Genomic DNA, 21,326 nt, shown 5'->3' with positions numbered 1-21,326 from the left:
CGCCCCCGACCGATAACGTGGCGATCATGACGACGCGTTGGGGAATCCTGAGCACCGGCGGCATCGCGGAGGCCTTCGCCTCGGACCTGCGGCTGGCGCCGGACGCCGAGTTCGCCGCGGTGGGCTCGCGCACGCTCGCGTCGGCGAAGGCGTTCGCCGAGCGGCACGGTTTCGCCCGCGCGCACGGCTCGTGGGCCGAGCTGGCCGCGGATCCCGAGGTCGACGTGATCTATGTGGCCACCCCGCACAGCTCGCACGAGGAGGCCGCGACGATCTGCCTGCAAGCCGGCAAGGCGGTGCTCTGCGAGAAGCCGATGACCCTCGACCTGCCGACCTCGGCCCTGCTGGTGCAGGAGTCGCGGGCGCACGGCGCGTTCCTCATGGAGGCCATGTGGATGCGCTGCAACCCGGTGATCCGGGAGATCGCCGAACTCGTCACGGCCGGCGCGATCGGGCGGGTGACCGCGATCCACGCCGATTTCGGCCTGCAGGGTCCGTTCGAGGCGGCCCACCGCCTGCGCAACCCCGGGCTGGGCGGCGGCGCGCTGCTCGACCTGGGCGTCTACCCGATCCACTTCGCGCACCTCTTCCTGGGCGCGCCCACCACGGTGCAGTCCTGGGCCCACCTGACCCCGGAGCGGGTGGACGAGACCACCGCCGTTCTCTTCGGCTACGACACCGGCGCGGTGGCGGTGCTGACCTGCTCGATCAACGGCGAGTCCCGCAACGCGGCCTCGATCACCGGCGAGTCCGGCCGGATCGACCTGCCGTCCGGCTTCTTCGCCCCGCAGGGTTACACGATCACCAAGAATGGGATGACCGAGGCGGTCTCCCGCCCGTTCGAGGGCCGCGGATACCAGTTCGAGGCCGTCGAGGTGCAGCGCTGCCTGGCCCAGAACCTGCTGGAAAGCCCCCTGGTGCCGAACAACGCCACCCTCGAGGTGATGAGCCTGATGGACACCATCCGGGAGCAGATCAACGTCTCCTACTAGCCGGGTCGCGCATCGCGGCCAGGAGCACGCAGATCGCGGCGACCAGGACGCCCGACCACCTCAGGTGCGCCGACGTCCACAGCGGGCCATAGGCGACCAGCATCGGCGCCTTCGAGATCGACGCCGTCGGCAGCACCGACGCCAGGAGCACGGGCGTGGTGAGGACGCCGGGGTGCTCGACTCCGTGGCGGCGGCACCAGGCGGCGACCGCCCAGACCAGGGCGAGTGCGGCGGCCAGCTCGACGGTGAGGCCGAGGCTCAGGGCCCACCGGTGGCCGGCCGGCGCCGAGGGGACGAGGTGGGCGAGCATCGCCAGCCACAGCGGAGTGACCACGGCCGCGGCACCGCCGATGCGCAGCCAGAGCCGGCGGGCCAGAGCATAGGGGCTGGCCTGCAGCGTGACCGCCGCGCCGTCGTCCAGCACGTAGCCGCCGCCCAGAGTGAGCAGGAGGCCCAGCACGCGCAGGTCGCCGACCACGTCGGGGGTGCCGCCCCGGCGGACCACCAGGAGCGTCCCGACGGCGACGAGAGCGGGTGCGAACGGCGCCAGGCGCAGGCTGCGCACCAGGTGGCCGCTGCGGACGAGTTCCCACGCCACCGATGCGGTCACGACAGTTGGAGCACGCCGAGGGCGAGGGTGACGGCCAGGACCGGCACACCGAAGAGCGCCAGCCGCGTCCGCTGCGCGCGGCCCCGGTAGACGGCCGCCACGCAGGCGCAGGCGCAGAGCCCGGCCAGGTAGGCGGCATGCAACCACGGCTCGCCCGGCACCGGCGGTTGACCCTCGACCGGTCTCTCCGTCGTCCACCACATCCACCAGAGGCCGGAGTCGAACCGGCCGAACACGACGAGGGCGCCCAGAGTCGCGGCGACGAACATGATCAGCACTCCGCCGGTGAACGGCAGCCGGCGGGCGGCGAGGACGCCGAGCAGCCCGGCGCCGGCCGTCACGAACGGAAGCTGGGCCAGCCCGCCCGCGGTCACCAGCAGGTCGGGCGGGATGTCGTAGACGCTGTCGATGAGGAGCATGGCAAGGATCCCGGCAGCGCCCATCCCGGCCAGCGGCAGTGCGATGCCGAGGCACATCGCCCAGGTCCGGCGCGTATCCGTGGTCGGCGTGACCTCCAGCATCTCCTCGGCCCGGCTTCGGCGGGCGCTGCCGGCGACCAGATTCGCCGCGAACAGAGAGATCAACGGCGCGAAGAACACCACGGCCACCAAGACGGTGTCATACCAGTAACCGGCGGTCCGGCCCTTGCTGGGCGTCTCGACGCTGACCGCCGCGATGACGATGGCGGGCGCCAGCCACAGCACGGGGTGCCGCGTCAGGCGGCGGGCCTCCCGGCCGATCAGGGGCGCCAGGCTGAGGGATACGGCGGTCACGGCTGTGCGGCCTCCAACTCGGGTCGGCCCATCAGCAGGAGGTACGCGTCCTCCAGCGTGGGCGGGATCAGCTCCGCGCCATCAGGCGGATCACCGACGTTGCGATAGGCGCCGTCACCGGTGCGCCACGCCGCGAGTGCGCCGGGCGTTCGTTGCGTGTCCGTCCACACCCGGCCGGCGGCCTGCGCGGTCAGCTCGGCCGGAGTCCCGGTGAATCGGGCCCGACCCTGGTGGATCACGGCGATCCGGGTGCACAGGGCGGTGATGTCCTCGGTCTGGTGGCTGGACATGACCACCGTGCGCCCTTCGCCGGCCCGCGAGATCATCTCCCGGAACCGCAGCCGCTGCTCGGGATCGAGGCCGACCGTGGGCTCGTCGAGCACGAGTAGCTCGGGATCGCCCAGCAGGGCCTGGGCCAGTCCGACCCGGCGGCGCATCCCGCCGGACAGCGCCCGGATCCGCTTGCCGCTGACCGACGCCAGGCCGGTCAGCGCGATGACCCGGCGGACTTCGTCGTGCCGGGGCCGCCGGTCGGTCAGCTCCTTGAGAATCGCCACGTAGTCGATGAACTCGAAGACCGTGAAGCCCCGATGGAACCCGGCCTCCTGGGGCAGGTAGCCCAGGCGTTCGCGGATCCGGATGCGGTCGTCCGGTCGCGCCGGGTCGCGGCCGAGCAGGGTCACCGTGCCCCGGTCCGGCGCCAGGACGGTGGCGATGATCCGGAGCAGGGTCGTCTTGCCCGCGCCGTTCGGTCCGAGCAGCCCGGTCACCCCGGTGCCCGCCTCCAGGTCGACGTTGTCCAGGGCCGTCGTCCGACCGAAGGACTTCGTCGCGCTCCGCACCCGTACCGTGGTCATGCTCTTCTCCCCAGCCTGCTCATGATGGTGCCGGCGCCGACGACGGCGATGGCGAGCCAGAAGACCTGGGCGCCGATGCCGAAGGCGAGATCGAGGCGACCGGTGACGGCGGTCGGGGCGGCCACCAGCACCCACGCCGAGGCCACGACGCCGACCGCGACGACCGGCGTCAGGCGACCGGTCAGCGCCAGCGCGGCGCAGGTGAGCCCCAGGGTGGGCAGGAGCCAGGCGGCGGCCACCCAGTTCGAGCCGGGCAGCGCGAGCCCGGCCGTGGCCACGATCGGCACGGTCACCGCCAGGACCGCGGCCGTGCGGATCAGCAGCAGTCGCAGCCCGGGATAGGGCGCGGCCAGCCCGATCTCCCGGGTCGGGTCGAGGCCGCCGGCGAAGGCCGATGCGACGCCCGCCAGCGGCCCGAGCGGGGCGACCACGAGAAACATCAGCAGGAGGCGCTCATCGATCTGAGCCGCCCAGGCCGCGAGCGCGACCATGCCCGCGACCGCCAGCAACCACGGCCCGCGCAACGCCGGCGTCACGGCCACCAGCCGCGCGGTCGCCTCGCCGACGCCGAGCCGGGCCAGGATCCGTTCGGGCACGCTCCGCCGGGGTGCGTCGACCCGATCCACCACCTCGTGCCAGATCGCCGCCGCCCGCCCAAGATCGACATGGGCCGCGATCGCCTCCCGGCAGTCGGCGCACTTCATCAAGTGCGTCTCGGCCGACGCGGCCAGATCCGGCGGGGCATTCCCCTGCGCGTAGCCGCGGATCGCCTCCGGATCCAGATGCCAGGTGGTCATGCCAGCCGCTCCCTCAACAGCGCGCGGGCGCGCATCATCCGCGTCTTGACCGTGCCGGGCGGGATGCCCAGCAGGCGGGCGGCCTCCCGGGTCGTCAGTCCGTCCAGAACGGTCGCCTGCACGACGGCCCGCAGTTCCGGTGACAGACTCGCCAGGGCGGCGCCGACGTCGCCGTACTGGACGGCGAGCAGCACGTGCTCCTCGGCCGACGTCTCGACGCCGGCGAACTCGGTCAGCTGATCGGCCGGCGGCCGGCTGCGCCGCAGGGCGTCGACCAGCCGGCGGATGCCGATTCCCCAGATCCACGCGGCCACCTCGCCGCGGTGGTCCCACCGCCCGGCCGATCGCCAGACCGCGACGAACGTGTCCTGCACGACCTCGTCGACGAGCTCCGGCGACGCGCACCGCCGCCCGAGGCGCACCAGCAGCCACGGCAGGTGCCGCCGATATAGCTCGGCGAACGCCTCCCGGTCACCGTCGGTCACCGCTGCGAGCAGCTGGGAATCCGTCAGCATGCGTGCTCCACGCCCTGTTCGTCGTGCCGAACGGGCCGAGCGGTTCACGGCCCGCTCAGGAGTTTCGCTCGGAGATTCGCTCAGCAGACTCGCTCGGGAGTTTCGCTCGGAGATTCGCTCAGGAGAAGAGCGGGCGGACGACCAGATAGATGAGGAAGGCGAAGGTGCCGGCCGCCGGGAAGGTGATGATCCAGCCGAGCACGATGTTGCCGGCCACGTTCCAGCGGACCGCGGACAGGCGCTTGGTCGCGCCGACGCCCATGATCGCCGACGTGATCGTGTGGGTGGTGGAGATCGGCGCGCCGAGGACCAGGGCGTTGAAATAGAGCACGCCGCTGGCCACCGTCTCGGCGGCGAAGCCCTCCGGCGGACGCAGGTCGATGATCTTGCGGCCGAGGGTGCGGATGATGCGCCAGCCGCCGGCATAGGTGCCCGCCGCCAGGACCGCCGCGGACGCCCAGATCGCCCACTCCGGGATGTGTTTCGGATCGGTCTGGAACCCGCCGATGTAGAGCGCGAGCACCACCACGCCGATGGTCTTCGCCGCGTCCTGCATGCCGTGGCCGATCGACATCGCCGCGGCGCTGACCGTCTGGGCGTGCCGGAATCCGCGATTGAGCCGGGACGGATGACCGTTCCGGAAGATCCAGAGCACCGCGATCATCAGCACGAAGCCCAGCGACAGGCCGACCAGCGGCGAGATCACCATCGGCAGCAGGATCTTCTCGAAGATGTTCGGCCACTGCACCGCGCCGCCGGAGGCGAAGAGCGTGGCGCCGACCAGGCCGCCGAAGAGGGCGTGCGAACTGCTGCTCGGCAGGCCGAACCACCAGGTGATCAGGTTCCACACGATGGCGCCGAGCACGCCCGCGAAGACCACGCCCAAGCTGGCCACGCCGGGCGGCAGGGTGACCAGGCCGCTGCCGACGGTCTCGGCGATCTTCTTGCCGATGTGCGCGCCGATGAAGTTGCCCACCGCGGCCATCGCCAGCGCCACCCGCGGGGTCAACGCGCGGGTGCTGACGCTGGTGGCGATCGCGTTGGCCGCGTCGTGGAAGCCGTTGGTGTAGTCGAAGGCCAGCGCGACGACGATCACCGCGAGCACGGCGATGAGCTCGGCGGACAAGCCTAGGACTCCTTGACCGTGATGGTCTCGATGGTGTTGGCCACGTGCTCGAACGCGTCGCAGGCGGCCTCCAGCTCGTCCGCGACCTCCTTCATCTTGAGCACGGTCAGCGCGTCGTACTCACCGGAGAAGAGCCGGACCAGCAGCATCCGGTATGCCCGGTCGCCGTCGTTCTCCAGCCGGTTGATCTCGATCCAGTACTCCTCGAGATTCTTCATCGCCTTGAGCCGCGGCATCGCGTCAGCGGTGATCTTGGCCTGCTGATCGAGCACGTTGACCAGCTCGTGCATCTCGCGCGGCAGCGACGGCAGCTCGGTGAGCCCATAGAGATAGAGCAGGTTGCCGACCGCCTCGAGGTGGTCCATCACGTCGTCCAGCTGGGAGCCGAGCGAATAGATGTCCTCGCGGTCGAACGGCGTGATGAAGGTCGAGTTGATCTTCTTGTAGAGATCGTGGGTGATCTGGTCGCTGTCGTGCTCGACGTCGGTCAGCCGGTCGCTGACCGACTGCACGTCCACGCCCGGCAGCGCGAGCTCGTTCAGCAGCTCGGTGCCCCGGACCAGGTTGTGGGCGGCACGGGTGAACAGCTCGTAGAACGCGCCCTCGGTGGGGCGGAAGGAGAACTTCACGACGCGGACCTCGATCGACGGATGCGGGGATTCCTCGGGAACAATAGGTAACGCTCACCCGACGGTCGCGGCCGCCTCCCCACTAGTCAGGCGTTGTTCACCTTACGCAGCGCCGCCGCCTCATCCGTCACCACCGGTCGCGGAGCGGGCGCCGACCTGCGGGCCGGCCTGCTGACCGAGGTGTGCGCCGCGACCGGCGGCCGCACCGGATGTCGTCGCAGATGCCGGGCCAGACCCCGGTGATCCAGGTCGGCGATCACATCGACGCCGGCCAGGCCGAGCTCGGTCCAGATCGCGCGGCGCGCGGCCCGTGCGCCCAAGGTCAAACCCGAGATCCGCACGGTACGCCCATCGTCGTGCGCCGCCCGCACCATGGCGTGCAGCAGATGCCGCTCCTCGGCCAGGATCGGCTCCCGGCCGTCCCAGCCGAACCGCCGCGACCACGGCTCGCTGATCATCGGGACCAGGGACGGCGGCGCCGAGCGCGAGCCGATGTCGTCGAACGTGCCCTCGGCGAACGCGTACCGGCGGCGCTCGGCGGACAGCAGCTCGCGGACGTCGACGATCCCGGCCACCGCCACGGTCACCGCGCCGGGCTCGAGCCGGCCGTCGTGGCACCGGCTGAGCAGCTCGGCATGGTCGCGCAACTGCTGGTCGAGCATCCGATAGGCCCGCAGCAACGCCGCCGCGTCCCGATTGGGGCCGACGAACTCGACGACCAGCCGGAACGGCACCTGCTGGTCCTGCCGCAGCCGCCCGCCGCGCGCCTTGGCCAGCGACAGCAGCGGGCCGAGCACGAGCCGGCGCAGCGTACGGCCGGGTTGGGGATCGCCGGGGCCCAGGAAGAGCTCGCCGTGCGGGCCGGGCCGGACCGGGACGGTGAGCCCGGCCAGCCCGTGCTTCAGCACGGCGGGCAGCGGGTCGTCGGCGTCCGGGCCGGCCAGGGCATGCCCCGCGGCCAGGTACGGCGCCGACCGGCGCAGCAGCGTGGTCACATCCTTCGCCACAACCTTCTCCGCTATTCGGACAAATAGTGCGTTGCGTGCTGACCACTGTGTCACAAGTGACTGCCGCCGGGTGGCACCGTCCCGCAGAATTCCCCCATGTCCGACGTCTTCGAAGCCGAACGGCCGCACCTGATGTCGGTGGCCTACCGGATGCTCGGCAGCCGGGCGGAGGCCGAGGACGTGGTGCAGGACGCCTGGCTGCGATACGAGAAGGCGCGGCAGGCGGGCGACGAGATCCGCGACCTCCGGGGCTGGCTGACCACGGTCACCGGGCGGCTCTGTCTCGACGTGCTGAAGTCAGCCCGGGTGCGGCGCGAGGCATATCCGGGTCAGTGGCTGCCCGAGCCGGTGGTGGGCCGGCTGGACGATCCGGCCGAGCGGGTCGCCCAGCGCGGCGAGGTCGGCATGGCGCTGCTGGTGGTGCTGGAGAAGCTCAGCCCCGAGCAGCGGGTGGCCCTGGTGCTGCACGATGCGTTCGCGGTGCCGTACGAGGAGATCGGCGCCGTGCTGAACACCACGGTCACCACGGCCCGTCAGCACGCCTCCCGGGGCCGGCGGGCGGTCGCGGCGGACGGCGCTCGGCACACCGCCGACCGCGTCGAGCAGCGCCGCGTGCTGGAGGCCTTCCTGGCCGCCGCGGCCTCCGGCGACATGCAGAAGCTGGCCTCCGTGCTGGCGCCCGACGTGGTGGCGATCGGCGACGGCGGCGGCGTGATCAACGCCGGCTCGCGGGCGGTGCTGGGTGCGGACAAGGTGGCCCGTCTCTATGCCGGGCTGTTCCGCCGCAGCGTGCGCGAGCTGACCGACGACACGATCGAGTGGGCGCTGGTGAACGACGGCATCGGCGTGGTGGTGCGCGGGCGCTTGCCGGACGGGCGCGACTATCGCTCGGTGATCACGGTGGCCGTGGCGGACGGGCGGATCACCGGCATCTTCAACCAGCTCAACCCGGCGAAGCTGCGGTCAGTCCACGACCAGTGACAGCCACTTGCGGTACTCCGTGGCGAACGGCTCGCTGCCGTCGCCGAGGGCGATCAGCAGCTTCTCGGCCGCCGCATAGGCCTCGGCGACCACGTCCTCCGGATAGCCGAAGACCCGCCGGTGCTCCGCGAACTCGTCCTCGTCGCGCAACTCGACCCGCTGCGTCTCGCGCCGCCGGACCACGTCGAGGTCCAGATCGATGATGTGCACGGTGTCACCCTCCCAGCGCGCCGGGGTGGTGATGTCGCAGTAGACCTCGCTGGTCCGCGGCGGCGGATTGAACATGCCGGTCCACCATGCCGCGTGTGGGATCAGCAACACGAACGGGATCTGCTCGATCGATGGGCGTCCGTGGTAGACAGACGCCGTGCCGCGTGGCACACCCACCCAGATGCCCAGGTCATCCACGCTGAGCTTGCGGGCCGGGTAATCACGGTGGGCGGACCCGTCGTACTTCGTGTAGACGACGCGGACCGTCTCGTTCGGCATGAGTGGCACCCTAACGGTGAGACGATTTTGTCGGTGGCTGCGGGTACGGTCTCCGACGTGACCGCCGCGACCCGCCGCCAAACCACCACCGCCCCCGACCTCCTCACCGCGGCAGTCGGTGCGGTCCCCGGTGGCGCGGCGCGTCCCGGGCAGCAGGAGATGGTCTCGGCGATCGAGCGGGCCATCCGCGACCGCGAGCATCTGCTGGTGCAGGCCGGCACGGGCACCGGCAAGTCCCTGGCCTATCTGACGCCCGCCCTGCTGGTGGACGGCCCGGTGGTGGTGTCCACCGCCACCCTGGCCCTGCAAAACCAGTTGGTCGAGCACGACCTGCCGCGCCTCGCCGACGCCGTCCAGCCGCTGCTCGGGCGGCGCCCGACGTTCGCCGTGCTCAAGGGCCGTCATCACTACCTGTGCCTGGCAAAGATGGAGCACGCCGACGAGGAGGAGCCGGAGGACACGCTCTTCGACGCACGGCTCGCCAAGCCGACGCCGTGGCTGGCCGAGGCCGGCAAGCTGGGCAAACAGATCCTGCGGCTGCAGGCCTGGTCGGAAAAGACCAAGACCGGCGACCGCGACGAGCTCGACCCGGGCGTCGACGACACCGCCTGGCGACAGGTGTCGATGCCGGCCCGTGACTGCGTCGGCGCGCAGAAGTGTCCCTACGGCGCCGACTGTTTCGCCGAGGCCTCCCGCGCCCGGGCCCGCGAGGCCGACATCGTGGTGACCAACCACAGCCTGCTCGCGGTCGACATGCTGGCCGGGCGCCACATCGTGCCGCCGCACAAATTGCTGGTCGTCGACGAGGCGCACGAGCTGGCCGACCGGGTGTCGTCGGCGGCGCAGGCCGAGGTCACCCCCGAGACGATCGAGCGGGCCGGCAAGCGGGCCCGGCCATTGATCACGCCGGCCGCCGCCGAGGCGCTGGCCGAGGCCGCCGACGCGCTCACCGTCGGGCTGGGCGACGCGCCGGCCGGCCGGATCACCACCGGCATGCCGCCGCTGCTCGCGCAGGCGGTGATCATGCTCGACGCGGCCACCCGGCAGGCGCTCGAGGCGATCGGCGACGTCAAGAACGACGACCCCGATCCGGTGCGCAAACAGCAGGCCAAGGCCACCCTGGACGAGCTCTCCAAGACGGCGCAGCGACTGCTCGAGGAGTCCGACTTCGACGTCGCCTGGGTGGAGAAATCCGACCTCGGCAGCGGCCGGCGGGCGCTCGTGGTGGCGCCGCTGTCGGTGGCCCACACGCTCGCCGACACGCTCTATGAGGACCGCACCGTGGTGGCCACCTCGGCGACGCTGACGCTGGGCGGCCGCTTCGACACGGTGGCCCGGTCGCTGGGCCTGCCCGCCGAGCCCGACGGCTGGACCTCGCTCGACGTGGGCTCGCCGTTCGACTACCCGAAACAGGGCATTCTCTATGTGGCGTCGCACCTGCCCCGGCCGGCGGCGTCGGGCCTGCCGGACAAGGCCGGCGAGGAGCTGCTCGAGCTGGTGGGGGCGCTCGGTGGGCGCACCCTCGGGCTCTTCTCCTCGCGCAAGGCCGCGACGCAGGCGGCCGAGCTGCTCCGCGCGCGCACCGACCTGCCGATCCTCCTCCAGGGCGAGGAGGCGCTGCCGCTGCTGGTCCGCAAGTTCCGGGAAGACAGGGCGAGCTGCCTGTTCGGCGTGATGTCCCTCTGGCAGGGCGTCGACGTGCCCGGCGACGCGTGCCAGCTGGTGGTGATCGACCGGCTGCCGTTCCCGCGCCCCGACGAGCCGCTGGCCGCCGCCCGGGCCGCGGCGGTGGACGCGTCGGGTGGCTCGGGCTTCTCCGCGGTGAGCGTGCCGATCGCGGCGGTCCGGCTGGCCCAGGGGGTCGGCCGGCTGATCCGCTCGACCGGCGACAAGGGCGTGGTGGCGGTGCTCGACTCGCGGCTGGAGACGGCCCGAGGCTACGGCGCCTACCTGCGCAAGTCGCTGCCGCCGTTTTGGTATACCACCAGGCAGGAGGTCGCGCTGGGCGCCCTCAAGCGCCTGGCGCAGGTCTGATCCGGCGCCTGGCGCGGGTCTGATCAGGCGCCTGGCGCGGGTCTGATCAGGCGCCTGGCGCGGGTCTGATCAGGCGCCTGGCGCGGGTCTGATCAGGCCGCCCGGCTCGGCCGGCGACTCACCCGCCACCACGACGACGTCGGGCGGCACCTCGGGCCGGCGCCGGGCCAGCCGCCGGATGCCGGTGTTGAGCACGGCGATCAGCGGCACGGCGACCAGCGCCCCGACGATGCCGGCCAGCACCACGCCACTCGCGATGCCGATGATCACCACCAGCGGGTGGATCGAGACCGCCCGGCCCATGATCAGCGGCTGCAGCACGTGCCCCTCGAACTGCTGCACCACGATCACCGCGCCGAGCACGATCAGCGCGATCACCCAGCCCTGGTCGACCAGCGCGACCAGCACCGCGACCGCGCCCGAGATGCCGGCCCCGACGATCGGGATGAACGCGCCCAGGAAGACCAGCGCGGCCAGCGGGAACGGGAACGGCACGTCCAGGATCACCAGCGCCAGCCCGATGCCGGTGGCGTCGATGAAGGCGACCAGCACGGTCGCCCGCACATAGGAACCCAGCGTCGACCACGACGCGTCCCCGGCGTCGGAGAGTGACCAGCGCGCGTTCACCGGGAACAGCCGCACGATGAAGCGCCAGATCTTCCGCCCGTCACGCAGGAAGAAGAACGTCGCGAACAGCACCAGCAACGCGCCGGTGAGCACCTCGGCCAGCGTGGCCGCGGTGGCCACGCCGGTGGCGGTCAGCGACGACGTGTTCGCGTTGATCCACGTCTGCGCCTGATTGATCGCCTCGGTGACCTGGTCGTCGGAGAGGTGCAGCGGCCCGGTGCGAGCCCAGTTCTGGATCTGCCGGATTCCCTCGGTGGCATTTTCGGTCAGCGTCGGCAGGCCGTCCAGGAACTGGCTCACCACCAGCGTCAGCGTGCCCGCGACCGCGGCCAGCCCGCAGATCAGCACCAGGAAGGTGGCCAGCGAACGCGGCACGTTGAGCTTGAGCACCCAGCTCACGGCGGGCGCCAGCAGGGCGGACAGCAGCAGCGCGATGGACAGCGGGATGACCACGATGCTGACGATCCCGACGAACCGCAGCAGCGCCCAGCCGACCACCCCGACCACGATCAGCCGCCATGACCAGGCCGCGGCGATCCGCAGCGAATGCGGCACCTCGGCGTCGTCCCGGCTGGCGGTGGACTGGTTGACCGTGGGGTCGGGCGGCGGTGGCGGGGCGAAATCGACGTCGGCGTCGGGCTCGTAGTCGCGATCACGCTCGGCCCGGGCCACGCGCACCGACTCGCGCCCGGCCTCATAGGCACGTTGGAGGTTCTGCCGGACCCGCTGCAAGCGACTCAACCCGCCAGTCCTCCTTCGCCACGTCGCGTCGTTATTCACCGTAGTCGGAGAACCCGACACTTTCGCCGCCCTACGCTGCCGAGTCTTCCTCGGGGGTACCGTCAACCCTCGTGACAGCCGACACACACACCGAGGCCGGGCTCCCGATCCGGATGTTGCACGACCGAGTCCTGGTGCGCCTCGACGGCAAGGAGGGCGAGCGCCGCTCATCCGCCGGCATCGTGATCCCCGCAACGGCGTCGATGGGCCGCCGGCTCTCCTGGGCCAAGGCGGTCGGCGTGGGCCCAAATGTCAGATCCATTGTGGTCGGAGACCGCGTGTTGTTCGACCCGGAGGAGCGCTCCGAGGTGGAGCTGCACGGCCGCGAATACATCCTGCTCAGAGAGCGCGACGTGCATGCGGTGGCGGCCCGCCGGGTCGAGTCCGACGGCACCGGCCTATACCTCTGAAAATCAAGATCTCGAGGTCGTAGCGGGGTGGGTGGTCGCGCGCCGCAGCTCCCGCCGAGGGTCAGTCCGCTAGCGCTCCCTTCCGACCTGCGTGCCCACTCACGCCCCCAAACCCCCGCGGAGGCCGTCCGGCAGCTCACCAGCGCGCCGGCCGAGATCCGCGTCGCCCACCGGCCGAAATCAGTTCCCATCCAGGGCATCGGCAGCGTCTTGGCGGAAGTCGGCTCCTCCGGGGTCCTGCCCTGAAATGGCGGCACCAGCAGCGGCATCGACCACTCGGTCCACGTTTTCGGCCGCCGCACGACCGCCGAGGACGACCGCGAGGTCGACCGGGCCGTGGATAGAGGCCTTCGACTGCCGGCGGATCCGCAACTTCCTCGACCTCGACGAACCTGGCCTCAGCACCACGTGCGCCGAGGCCAAGACAGCCGCCGAATATCCGGCTTCAGGAAGCAGACGCCACCAGGCGAATCTCCGGCTCTGCCTTTGACATCGGGCGCACCTCCGGCACAACGCCCTCGGCCCCGCGCCCCCGCCACGACCAACGTCAGCAGGCGTCGGCGGGGGTGGGTCGTCAGCTGGAAGGCTTTGGTGGGTTGTTGGAGGGAGGAGGCGCATCCGAAGGGCGCCCCGGATCGGAATCCGGGTCCGCCGACAGCGGGCGGGTCTCGGGCTCCGGGGAAGCCTCGGTCACTGGGCGGGTCTCCGGCTCCGCGGCCGACATCGAGCGCGTCTCCGGCTCTGCTGACGACATCGGGCGGGTCTCCGGCTCGGGTGTCCACGTTGGGCGGGTCTTGGGTGTGTCGTCGCCCCACGGAGAGCCGGTTCCCCAGTTAGGGGTGCTGGGCGGAGTGGACGCCGGGGACGCGGGCAGGTCGCCGAAGTAGGACGGGCTCTGCTCGGCGGGCGGCGGCGAGTAGCTCGGCTGCGAGTAGGGCGTGGTCGGTGGGTTTGTGTTCGGCTCGGCGGAGCTGGGTGGCTGGGTCTGGGGCGACGGCTGCGCGTAGGTCTGCTGCTGCGGATCACCGGTGGCCGGCGGGTTGCTGCCGGGCTGGGTGGCGCCTGATGCGGGCGGATTGGTGCCTGGCTGTGGATAGGTCGGGGTGCCGGCCGGCTGGGTGTAGCTCTGCGCCGGCGGGTAGGAGTAGCCCGCCCCCGGTGGGGTCGCTGGCTGGGAGTAGGCCGCTGCCTGCGGGGAGTGCGGGCGGATCACCGGGGGCTGCGGGTTCTGGGCCTGGGGGTAGGGCTGGCCGGAGGCTGCGCCGTAACTGGGAGCGGCTTGGCTCGGAGTGCCGTAGCTCGGGGTGCCGTTGCTTGGCTCGCCGTAGGCCGGGGCCGCGGACGCCAGTGGCGCGTAGCCCGGGCCGCTCGCCGGAGGCGCGCTGTAGGGCGATGTCGCGGGATCTGGAGTTCCGTGACTCGGGGCGCCGCCGTGATGGTCGGGGGTCGCGGCGCGCGGTGCCACGTAGCCGCCGGTTGTGGGTTCGCCATAGCCGGGAGCCGCGTGGCCCGACGTGGGTGCGCTGTAGCCGGGCTGGGGCTGACCGTAGCCCGGGGCAGCGCCGTAGCCAGGACCCGAGGCGGGCGCGCCGTAGCCAGGACCCGAAGCTGGCGCGCCGTAGGTCGGCGTGCCGTGGCCGTAACCAGGCTGGCCGTAGCCGGGCTGACCGGAACCAGGCTGACCGAAGCCAGGCTGGCCGTAGCCGGGCTGGCCGTAGCCGGGCTGGCCGTAAGCAGGCTGACCGGACGCAGGCTGGCCGTAAGCAGTCTGATCGGAGCTGGGCTGGCTAGATGCCGGCTGTCCATAGCTCGGCTGACCATAGCCAGGTTGCCCATAGCCCGGCTGGCCCTGACTCGGCTGTCCATAACTGGGCTGGGCATAAGTCGGCTGCCCATAGCCGGGCTGCCCATAGACCTGCTGGCCGTAAGCAGGCTGACCATAGGTGGGCTGACCATAGGCAGGCTGGCCGTAAGCCGGCTGACCATAGCCGGGCTGGCCGTAGCCGGGCTGGCCGTAGCCGGGCTGGCCGTAGGCAGGCTGGCCAAAGGCAGGCTGGCCGTAGCCGGGCGCGCCGGACCAGGCCATCGCCGGCTGGGGCGCCATCCGGACCGGCAGCGGGACCACCGGCTCAGCGGGAGCGCTCACGGTGCGCGTGACGCCGTCGGGAAAGGCGATCTGGTAGTCGTTGCCGTTCCAGAAGGCCCGTGGCATCTGCGGGTCGCGCCCGACGAAGACCGCCCGGTAGCCGACGATCTCGGCCAGCAGGCGTTGTTCCTCGTCGGCGGCTCGGGTGATGTCGATGGGCTTGCGGTTCAGGCCTCGCTGCATGCCGTCGCGGACGATTGCCAGGCGGGTGGCGGCGAACTGGAAGCTGCGCATCGCCTTCATGCCGGCGTCGCCGGCCACGCGCTTGGCCCAGCGGCGTGCGGAGTGGCGCCGGCCCAGGCTGCTCAGCGCCGCGACCTCGGGTGGTGCGAACCAGCCCGCGGCCACATAGGTGGTCAGGACGCGCTCGCTCAGCCGCCCCTCCCAGCCACGCAACGCGATCGCGAAACCGACCGTGGCGAAGAAGAAGGGCACCATGAAGCCGAGATAGCCGTACAGCATGATCAGGCTTTCGCCGGTGGCGACGGACAGCGTCGGCAAGGCGTTGAACGTGCCGTGCAGGATCATCGCCATCAGCAGGCCGGCGATCGGGGCCAGCCACTTCACCCGGCGGTCGCCGCTGCGCGAGGCGAGGCCGAGGCCGATGCCGGTCATCGAGGTGAAGAGCGGGTGCGCGAAGCCGGTGAACAGGATGCGCACGATGAAGATCAGGAAGACGTTCTGGATGCCGGTCGCCGGGCCGTATTCGCCGGCGCCCGCCGCATAGCCGTGCCCGCCCAGATAGAGCACGTTCTCCACCATGGCGAAGCCGATCGCGGACAGTCCGCAATAGACGATGCCGTCGGTGATGCCGGACCACTCGCGGCGGCGGCGCCAGAGCAGCAGGATCGGGCCGAGCGCCTTCATCGTCTCCTCGATGAACGGCGCCACCAGCACCGCGACCAGCGCGTCCGGCAGCCCGAGCTGTCCGAACAACCACGCGCCACCGGTGTTCACCCCGATCGCCACCAACGTCGCGACCGAGGCGCCCCAGGCGAAGCAGAAGATCAGGTAGCGGTTCGGTTCCGGTTCATACCGGTCGAGCCAGAGAAAACATCCCACCAGTACGGGCACCGGCAGAATCGCCGCGACCAGCCCGATCACGAGCCCGGCGATGCCGTTGCTGAAGCCCAGGATGATCAGCATCGCGACCGAACAGGCGGCGATGAAGGCGATCACCCCGACCAGCGGCAGCCACCGCCGCCAGCCGGTCTTCCGATCCAGCTGCTGGTCGTTCGGCACGTTCCCGGCAGGAGCCGAGACCGGCGGAGCCCCCACCAACTGCCCGCCCCCACCCGGATAGGACGCCGGGTCCCCAAAGGCCGCAGGTCCCGAAGAAGCCGCCGGGCCAGCAGACGCGGAACCCGCCGAAGGCGCAGAACCCCAAGGCGCAGCGCCAGAGGAAGGTGCCGGCCCCGAAGAAGGCGCGCCGGACTCAGCGGGCGGCGGCTGCGGCGAGGGCGACCCGCCCGGCGGTGCTTCGTCGGCCATGAGGCCCAGAGTAGCCATCCCGGACCGCCGAGGCGGGCCCGAGCCGGGACGAAAGGATCACGACGGCCCACGCCCGGACGTACGCCGCCCGGGCGACGACCGCGACCGCCGATGCCACCCCACCGCCTTGCGCACCATCCGCGGCGCCTCCGCATAGTCCACCCCGGTGGCCCGCAGCAGATCCGTGGTCGTGGTCCGAACCTGCGCCACCACGACGCCACCGGAGAAGCCGACCCCCTCGTCGTACCCCCGACCGGCCTCCGCCGCCGCCCGCAGCGCCCGCTCGCGCGCCGCGATCGGCTCCGCGCCCTTGGCCCACTCCTGCTTGAGCAGGTCCACCGCATCGCCGAGCAGCCCGATCGCCTCCGGCAGCACCGGCGGCACGGTTTCGCCGTCGCCCAGCGCGGTCAGCACCCGCCGGGTCATCACCCGCACGTTCCGCAGCGCATAGGTCATCTGCTGGGCGCCGTCCACGTACTGTCCGAGCGCACCCCGGGCCCGCCACCGGGCCGGCGCGAAGGCGACGTTTTCCCGGGCCGCGGTGACCGCCGCCGCGAACGCGGTGAACGTCGCCTCCGCCGCCCGCAGCCGGTCCAGCGCCGCCTGCACCTCGTCGGCGTCCGCGGCGGCGAGCCCCCGAGCCACGTCGTGCAGGCCCGCGGCGAGCGCGGCCAGCGCCGGGTCGGCCGCGCGCCGCACCACGGTCAGCGGGTTGAGCGGCAGCAGCAGCGTCATCACGATCAGCCCGACACCGCCGCCGATCAGCGCGTCGATGAACCTCATGTACGACAACCCGGCCCCCGACGTCAGCGTGGCCACCAGCACCGCCGAGGACGCCGACTGCACGACCAGCGGGGTGCCACCACCCACCGCGGTCGCCACCAGCACCGCACCCAGCACGATCAGCCCGAGCTGCCAGGGCCCGCTGCCGATGGTCACGATGATGGCGTCGCCGATGCCGATCCCGATGGCCACGCCGAGCACGAGTTCGGCGGTGCGCCGCATCCGCTGCCCCACCGACGAGGCGAGCGTGATCACCGCGGCGATCGGCGCGAAGAACGGCGCCGGCCGGTGCAGCAGCCCGTCCGCGACGAACCAGGCCAGCCCGGCGGCCAGCCCGGCCTGCACAGCCAGCGCGACCCCGCCCCGCAGACGTGACCAGGCGGCAGACAGTCCGGTCCGCACCGTGGCCGCCAGAGTCATGGCCTGAGACTAGGCTGCGGCCCCTCGATCCAACGAGAGCGACGCGAGGCACACGGGGGTCGCACGAACAACGCGGCCGCGGCCTGCGGCAGGATTGCGGCGTGACGACTCTTGTGGAGCGCTGGCGCGCGGCGGCACGTGGTGCGGGCGCCACCGCCGCGGACACCGACCTGGACGCGGCCGGCGTCTATCTGCTTGCCCGCTGGGCCGAGCCGCAGCGGCAATATCACGACACCGGGCACCTGACCGCCGTACTCGATGTCATTGATCGTCATGCGGCGCTGGCGCCGCACCCGGATCGCGTGCGCGTGGCCGCGTGGCTGCACGACGCGATCTATGACCCGACGGCGCTCGGCGACGCGAACGAGCGGGACAGCGCCGAGTTCGCCGAGGGGCTGCTGACCACGCTGGGCGCGCCCGCGGAGATCGCCGCCGAGGTGGCGCGCCTGGTCGGGCTGACCGCCGGCCACGCGACCCAGGACGACGACCCGGACGGCGAACTGCTCTGCGACGCCGACCTGGCGATCCTGGCCAGCGACGATGACCGCTATGCGGCTTACGCGCAGGCGATCCGCCGCGAATACGCCCACGTGCCCGACGACGCGTTCAAGGACGGCCGCGCCCAGGTGCTCAAAGCCCTGCTCGAGCTGCCCAGCATCTATCGCCTGCCGCTGCTCCGGGAGGCGTGGGAGGCCAAGGCCCGCGCCAACCTGGAACGCGAGCTCAACGGTCGAGACGGTTGAGGTGCTTGGGCCGGCGCAACCCGCTGGCCCGCAGCCGCGCGGCCAACTCCCGCGACGGCAGCAGCGTCGCCCCCAGCCACAACGCGGTCTGGAACCGAAAGTCCGGAATGTCGTAGTGGTCACGGTCGAAGGCCCGCCGCGGCGCACCCAGCATCTCGGCGAACACGTGCAATTCGTCGTAGGAGAGGTCGCTCACCAGATGCGACCACAACCGCCCTCGCCCGGGCCAGACCGGTTCGTCGACCAGGATCAAAGATGTAGCTCGGTAACGGTCTCGATCCCCCGGTCAGCGGCGAATCCCCGCACGTCCGGCACCCCGATCCGAGCCGCGTCCGCGGTCAGGTCATCCGGCATCTTCTGCGACTGCCGCTCCGCCTCGACCCGCGCCAGGTAGTGCTCGACCTCGCGGTCGCGCACCGCGTCGTCCCAGCCCAGCGCCTCGGCCATCACCGCGGCCGCGTGCCGCGCGGTCTCACTGCCGCGGTGCGGCGTCTCGATCGAGATCCGGGTACGCCGGGTCAGCACGTCGTCGAGGTGCAGCGCCCCCTCGGCCAGCGCCGCATAGGCCACCTCCGCGGCCAGATATTCCGGCGCCCCGGTCAGCGGTGTGGCCAGCGTCGGGTCGGCGTTGATCATGGCGAGCAGATGCACGGTGAGCGTGCCGTAGCGCTCCAGCAGGTGCTCGACCACGCCGGCCGTGACGCCGTGCCGCCGGGCGATGTCCAGTCGGTCCCGCCAGGCCGCCGCGAACCCGTCCGCGCCCAGCAGCGGCAGCTGATCGGTGCCGCCCGGCCGCTCGGGCCCGCCGAGCCGGCGCACCGCCCGGTCGATCACGTCCTCGGCCATCACCCGGTACGTGGTGTATTTCCCGCCGGCCACCAGCAGCAGCCCGAGCATCGGCTCGACCACCGCGTGCTCCCGGGACAACTTGGAGGTGGAGTCCGCCTCGCCGGACAGCAGCGGGCGCAGGCCGGCATAGACGCCCTCGATGTCGTCCGTGGTCAGCGGCCGGTCCAGCCACATGTTGACCTGGTCCAGCAGGTAGCTGATGTCCCGTGCGGACGCGGCCGGATGCGAGCGGTCCAGGTGCCAGTCGGTGTCCGTGGTGCCGATGATCCAGTGGCCGCCCCACGGGATCACGAACAGCACCGACGTGGGCGTGCGCAGGATCAGGCCCGCCTCGCCGGTGATCGCCGAGCGCGGAACCACGATGTGCACGCCCTTCGACGCCCGCACCCGCATCCCGGGGCGCACCCCGACGTCACTGAGCATCTGCGACATGTCGTCGCTCCACACCCCGGTGGCGGCGACCACCGTGCGGGCGCGTACCTCGAAGTCGGGGTTGCCGGGGGCCTCCAGGTCGCGGACCCGGACCCCGACCACCTCGCGCGCCTCCCGCACGAAGCCCACCACGCGCGCGCTGGTCACCACGGCGGCGCCCAGGCTGGCCGCGGTGCGCGCCAGGTTGACCACCAGCCGGGCGTCGTCGACCTGCCCGTCGTAGTAGCGGATCGCGCCGGCCACCCGGTCGGCCCGCAGGCTGGGGAAGAGATGCCGGGCGCCCGCGCTGGTCAGGTGCTTGTGCAGGGGCATGCCGCGGCCGGGGCCGAACACCCCGGCGAAGACGTCGTACGCCGCCACGCCGAGCCCGTAGTAGGCCCGATGCCAGAACCGGACCGGTGGCGCCGCCTTCTCCAGCGGCACCATGATCGGCACCGGGCGCACCAGATGCGGCGCGATCCGGCTGGTCAGCAGGCCGCGCTCGGTCAGCGCCTCGTGCACCAGGTGCAACTCGAGCTGTTCCAGATAACGCAGACCGCCGTGGATCAGCTTGCTGGACCGGCTGGACGTGCCGGCCGCCAGGTCACGGGCCTCGACCAGGGCCACGCTGAGGCCCCGGGACGCGGCGTCCAGCGCGGCGCCCGCGCCGGTGACGCCACCGCCGATGACGAGCACGTCGAACTGCTCGTCACGCAGCCGCTTCAGATCGGCCACGCGGCGGATCGGTGAGAGCCGGCCGGCCGCGTTCCGGGAAACCGAGGGATCACGCACCCGTCCCACGTTAGCGCTCGGAGGCGTCACTCCGGCGGCTGAAATCCCTCCCGGTAGGTTCACCGGTTGTGGACAGCGAGTTCTGGATCTCCGAACTGACCGACGACGACGTGCCCGCGGTGGTCGCCCTGTGCCGGGCCGCGCTGGACCTGCCCGAGGACGCGGCCGAGGCGGCGGAGATCGTTCTGCGGCTGCGCGAGACCGGCGGGGCGACTCCGCGGAAGACGGCCGGGTTCATCGCCTCGACCTCGGCGAACATCATCGGCGTGGTGCTCGGCTCGGTGTCGAACCGGGACCCGTCGATCGGGCACGTCGACCTGATCGCGGTGCATCCGCAGGAGCGCCGGCGCGGCGTGGCCCGGGCACTGATGTCGCGGGTCGAGGGCGCGCTGGCCGGCCTCGGCGCGGGCGATGTGGTGATCGCCGGCAATCCGCCGTTCTACATCTGGCCGGGCATCGACGTGCGCTACACGCCGGCGATCTGCGCGGCGATGGCGCTGGGCTTCGAGGAGGACCAGCCGGCCTGGAACATGACCGCCCGGCTGGACGACCTAGAGCCCACCGACGAGGCCGAGAAGCGCCTGGCCGGGCAGGGTGTGGCGGTGCGCCGGGCACAGGTCGGCGATCTGCCGGCGCTGACCGCGTTCGCGCTGGATCACTTCGGCAAGCCGTGGGCCGGGAGATCACCGACAGCGTCGGCCGGGAGCGGGCCGGGTGCCACCTGGCCGCCCGAAACGGCGAGATCCTCGGCTTCGCCGCGTACGGCGCCCGGCCGAACTGGTTCGGGCCGATGGGAACCGCCCCCGCCGCGCAGGGACTGGGCATCGGATCGGTGCTGCTGCGTCGCTGTCTCGCCGACCAGAAGGCGGACGGGCTGGAGTCCGTGCAGATCGGCTGGGTCGGCCCGATGCCGTTCTATTCGGGCGTGGTCGGCGCCCGCGTCGAGCGCGTCTTCTTCCTCTATCGAAAGCAACTCTGACCTGCACCTTCGCTGCACCAGGCCGGCACGCGTCGCGGCCCGGGCCGGCACGCGGCAAGCCGCCACCGCCGGGCTTGGCAGGGCA

At 71.9% G+C, this 21,326-nt stretch carries 18 protein-coding genes and 2 pseudogenes; 6 read left to right on the top strand and 14 right to left on the bottom strand.

Translation table 11 applies throughout. The annotated features are described in order from the left end of the window. Nucleotides 1–26 precede the first annotated feature (26 nt). Nucleotides 27–992, top strand: coding sequence for a Gfo/Idh/MocA family protein (locus ACZ6TI_RS07665; RefSeq protein WP_465344163.1), 966 nt, complete (start codon nt 27–29; stop codon nt 990–992). On the opposite strand, the gene ACZ6TI_RS07660 is transcribed toward ACZ6TI_RS07665, so the two are convergent. The 8 genes from ACZ6TI_RS07660 to ACZ6TI_RS07625 all read right to left on the bottom strand — a co-directional run bounded on the left by ACZ6TI_RS07660 (nt 976) and on the right by ACZ6TI_RS07625 (nt 7,306). Beyond that, on the bottom strand, nt 976–1,602 hold the full coding sequence (locus tag ACZ6TI_RS07660) for a hypothetical protein (RefSeq protein ID WP_465344162.1): 627 nt from the start codon (nt 1,600–1,602) through the stop codon (nt 976–978). The genes ACZ6TI_RS07665 and ACZ6TI_RS07660 overlap by 17 nt on opposite strands. Further along, nucleotides 1,599–2,375, bottom strand: coding sequence for a hypothetical protein (locus ACZ6TI_RS07655; RefSeq protein WP_465344161.1), 777 nt, complete (start codon nt 2,373–2,375; stop codon nt 1,599–1,601). Before ACZ6TI_RS07655 ends, ACZ6TI_RS07660 begins: the two co-directional genes overlap by 4 nt. Further along, a complete protein-coding gene (locus ACZ6TI_RS07650; protein WP_465344160.1) occupies nt 2,372–3,232 on the bottom strand; it encodes an ABC transporter ATP-binding protein in 861 nt (286 codons plus the stop codon). Before ACZ6TI_RS07650 ends, ACZ6TI_RS07655 begins: the two co-directional genes overlap by 4 nt. Then, nucleotides 3,229–4,029, bottom strand: coding sequence for a hypothetical protein (locus ACZ6TI_RS07645; RefSeq protein ID WP_465344159.1), 801 nt, complete (start codon nt 4,027–4,029; stop codon nt 3,229–3,231). The genes ACZ6TI_RS07650 and ACZ6TI_RS07645 overlap by 4 nt, the downstream gene beginning before the upstream one ends. Continuing rightward, the gene (locus ACZ6TI_RS07640; protein ID WP_465344158.1) at nt 4,026–4,544 is read right to left on the bottom strand and encodes an RNA polymerase sigma factor; all 519 of its coding nucleotides are present in this window, start codon (nt 4,542–4,544) and stop codon (nt 4,026–4,028) included. The genes ACZ6TI_RS07645 and ACZ6TI_RS07640 overlap by 4 nt, the downstream gene beginning before the upstream one ends. Before the next feature lie 118 nt (nt 4,545–4,662). Then, the gene (locus ACZ6TI_RS07635) at nt 4,663–5,670 is read right to left on the bottom strand and encodes an inorganic phosphate transporter (protein ID WP_465344157.1); all 1,008 of its coding nucleotides are present in this window, start codon (nt 5,668–5,670) and stop codon (nt 4,663–4,665) included. Between the two features lie 2 nt (nt 5,671–5,672). Continuing rightward, a complete protein-coding gene (locus tag ACZ6TI_RS07630; protein ID WP_465344156.1) occupies nt 5,673–6,299 on the bottom strand; it encodes a DUF47 domain-containing protein in 627 nt (208 codons plus the stop codon). Nucleotides 6,300–6,385: 86 nt separating this feature from the next. Continuing rightward, on the bottom strand, nt 6,386–7,306 hold the full coding sequence (locus tag ACZ6TI_RS07625; RefSeq protein WP_465344155.1) for a PI-PLC domain-containing protein: 921 nt from the start codon (nt 7,304–7,306) through the stop codon (nt 6,386–6,388). A 96-nt stretch (nt 7,307–7,402) separates the two neighbouring features. On the opposite strand from ACZ6TI_RS07625, the gene sigJ reads away from it, so the two are divergent. Beyond that, complete coding sequence (gene sigJ / locus ACZ6TI_RS07620) at nt 7,403–8,287, top strand: RNA polymerase sigma factor SigJ (protein WP_465344154.1); 885 nt, start codon at nt 7,403–7,405, stop codon at nt 8,285–8,287. On the opposite strand, the gene ACZ6TI_RS07615 is transcribed toward sigJ, so the two are convergent. Further along, nucleotides 8,270–8,776 (bottom strand): DUF402 domain-containing protein, encoded by a 507-nt coding sequence (locus tag ACZ6TI_RS07615; RefSeq protein ID WP_465344153.1) that lies wholly within the window; start codon nt 8,774–8,776, stop codon nt 8,270–8,272. The two genes, sigJ and ACZ6TI_RS07615, sit on opposite strands and share 18 nt — an antisense overlap. Here ACZ6TI_RS07615 and ACZ6TI_RS07610 point away from each other — a divergent pair. Beyond that, on the top strand, nt 8,723–10,810 hold the full coding sequence (locus ACZ6TI_RS07610) for an ATP-dependent DNA helicase (protein ID WP_465344152.1): 2,088 nt from the start codon (nt 8,723–8,725) through the stop codon (nt 10,808–10,810). The genes ACZ6TI_RS07615 and ACZ6TI_RS07610 overlap by 54 nt on opposite strands. Before the next feature lie 69 nt (nt 10,811–10,879). Here ACZ6TI_RS07610 and ACZ6TI_RS07605 read toward each other — a convergent pair whose 3' ends face one another. Then, the gene (locus ACZ6TI_RS07605) at nt 10,880–12,178 is read right to left on the bottom strand and encodes an AI-2E family transporter (protein WP_465344151.1); all 1,299 of its coding nucleotides are present in this window, start codon (nt 12,176–12,178) and stop codon (nt 10,880–10,882) included. Between the two features lie 152 nt (nt 12,179–12,330). Between ACZ6TI_RS07605 and ACZ6TI_RS07600 the strand changes: the two genes are divergently transcribed. Then, nucleotides 12,331–12,627: a GroES family chaperonin gene (locus ACZ6TI_RS07600; RefSeq protein ID WP_465344312.1), complete on the top strand. Its 297-nt coding sequence runs from the start codon at nt 12,331–12,333 to the stop codon at nt 12,625–12,627. Nucleotides 12,628–14,335: 1,708 nt separating this feature from the next. Here ACZ6TI_RS07600 and ACZ6TI_RS07595 read toward each other — a convergent pair. Both ACZ6TI_RS07595 and ACZ6TI_RS07590 read right to left on the bottom strand, forming a co-directional pair. Further along, nucleotides 14,336–16,264 (bottom strand): annotated as a pseudogene (locus ACZ6TI_RS07595) (PrsW family intramembrane metalloprotease); the annotation flags it as partial. A 57-nt stretch (nt 16,265–16,321) separates the two neighbouring features. After that, nucleotides 16,322–17,467, bottom strand: coding sequence for an FUSC family protein (locus ACZ6TI_RS07590; RefSeq protein WP_465344150.1), 1,146 nt, complete (start codon nt 17,465–17,467; stop codon nt 16,322–16,324). Nucleotides 17,468–17,568: 101 nt separating this feature from the next. Here ACZ6TI_RS07590 and ACZ6TI_RS07585 point away from each other — a divergent pair, with 101 nt between their 5' ends. Then, nucleotides 17,569–18,210 (top strand): HD domain-containing protein, encoded by a 642-nt coding sequence (locus ACZ6TI_RS07585; protein ID WP_465344149.1) that lies wholly within the window; start codon nt 17,569–17,571, stop codon nt 18,208–18,210. Here the strand turns inward: ACZ6TI_RS07585 and ACZ6TI_RS07580 are convergent. Both ACZ6TI_RS07580 and ACZ6TI_RS07575 read right to left on the bottom strand, forming a co-directional pair. After that, entirely contained in the window at nt 18,191–18,406 is a 216-nt protein-coding gene (locus tag ACZ6TI_RS07580) for a DUF4031 domain-containing protein (protein ID WP_465344148.1), read from the bottom strand. The two genes, ACZ6TI_RS07585 and ACZ6TI_RS07580, sit on opposite strands and share 20 nt — an antisense overlap. 53 nt (nt 18,407–18,459) lie before the next feature. After that, entirely contained in the window at nt 18,460–20,262 is a 1,803-nt protein-coding gene (locus ACZ6TI_RS07575; protein WP_465344147.1) for a glycerol-3-phosphate dehydrogenase/oxidase, read from the bottom strand. Nucleotides 20,263–20,330: 68 nt separating this feature from the next. Between ACZ6TI_RS07575 and ACZ6TI_RS07570 the strand changes: the two are divergent. Further along, nucleotides 20,331–21,241: pseudogene (locus ACZ6TI_RS07570) on the top strand (GNAT family N-acetyltransferase). Nucleotides 21,242–21,326: the final 85 nt, after the last annotated feature.

It is taken from the genome of Actinoplanes sp. NPDC051388 (genome assembly GCF_055586225.1).
Note: the sequence above shows the minus strand (reverse complement) of the source record. Positions and strands in the feature narration are given on the sequence as shown.

Bases quoted from the DNA above. Each gene is read 5' to 3' on its own strand.
- ACZ6TI_RS07645 (WP_465344159.1), bottom strand. From the start codon at position 4,029: ATGACCACCTGGCATCTGGATCCGGAGGCGATCCGCGGCTACGCGCAG.
- ACZ6TI_RS07615 (WP_465344153.1), bottom strand. From the start codon at position 8,776: ATGCCGAACGAGACGGTCCGCGTCGTCTACACGAAGTACGACGGGTCC.
- ACZ6TI_RS07640 (WP_465344158.1), bottom strand. From the start codon at position 4,544: ATGCTGACGGATTCCCAGCTGCTCGCAGCGGTGACCGACGGTGACCGG.
- ACZ6TI_RS07665 (WP_465344163.1), top strand. From the start codon at position 27: ATGACGACGCGTTGGGGAATCCTGAGCACCGGCGGCATCGCGGAGGCC.
- ACZ6TI_RS07600 (WP_465344312.1), top strand. From the start codon at position 12,331: ATGTTGCACGACCGAGTCCTGGTGCGCCTCGACGGCAAGGAGGGCGAG.
- ACZ6TI_RS07650 (WP_465344160.1), bottom strand. From the start codon at position 3,232: ATGACCACGGTACGGGTGCGGAGCGCGACGAAGTCCTTCGGTCGGACG.
- sigJ (WP_465344154.1), top strand. From the start codon at position 7,403: ATGTCCGACGTCTTCGAAGCCGAACGGCCGCACCTGATGTCGGTGGCC.
- ACZ6TI_RS07590 (WP_465344150.1), bottom strand. From the start codon at position 17,467: ATGACTCTGGCGGCCACGGTGCGGACCGGACTGTCTGCCGCCTGGTCA.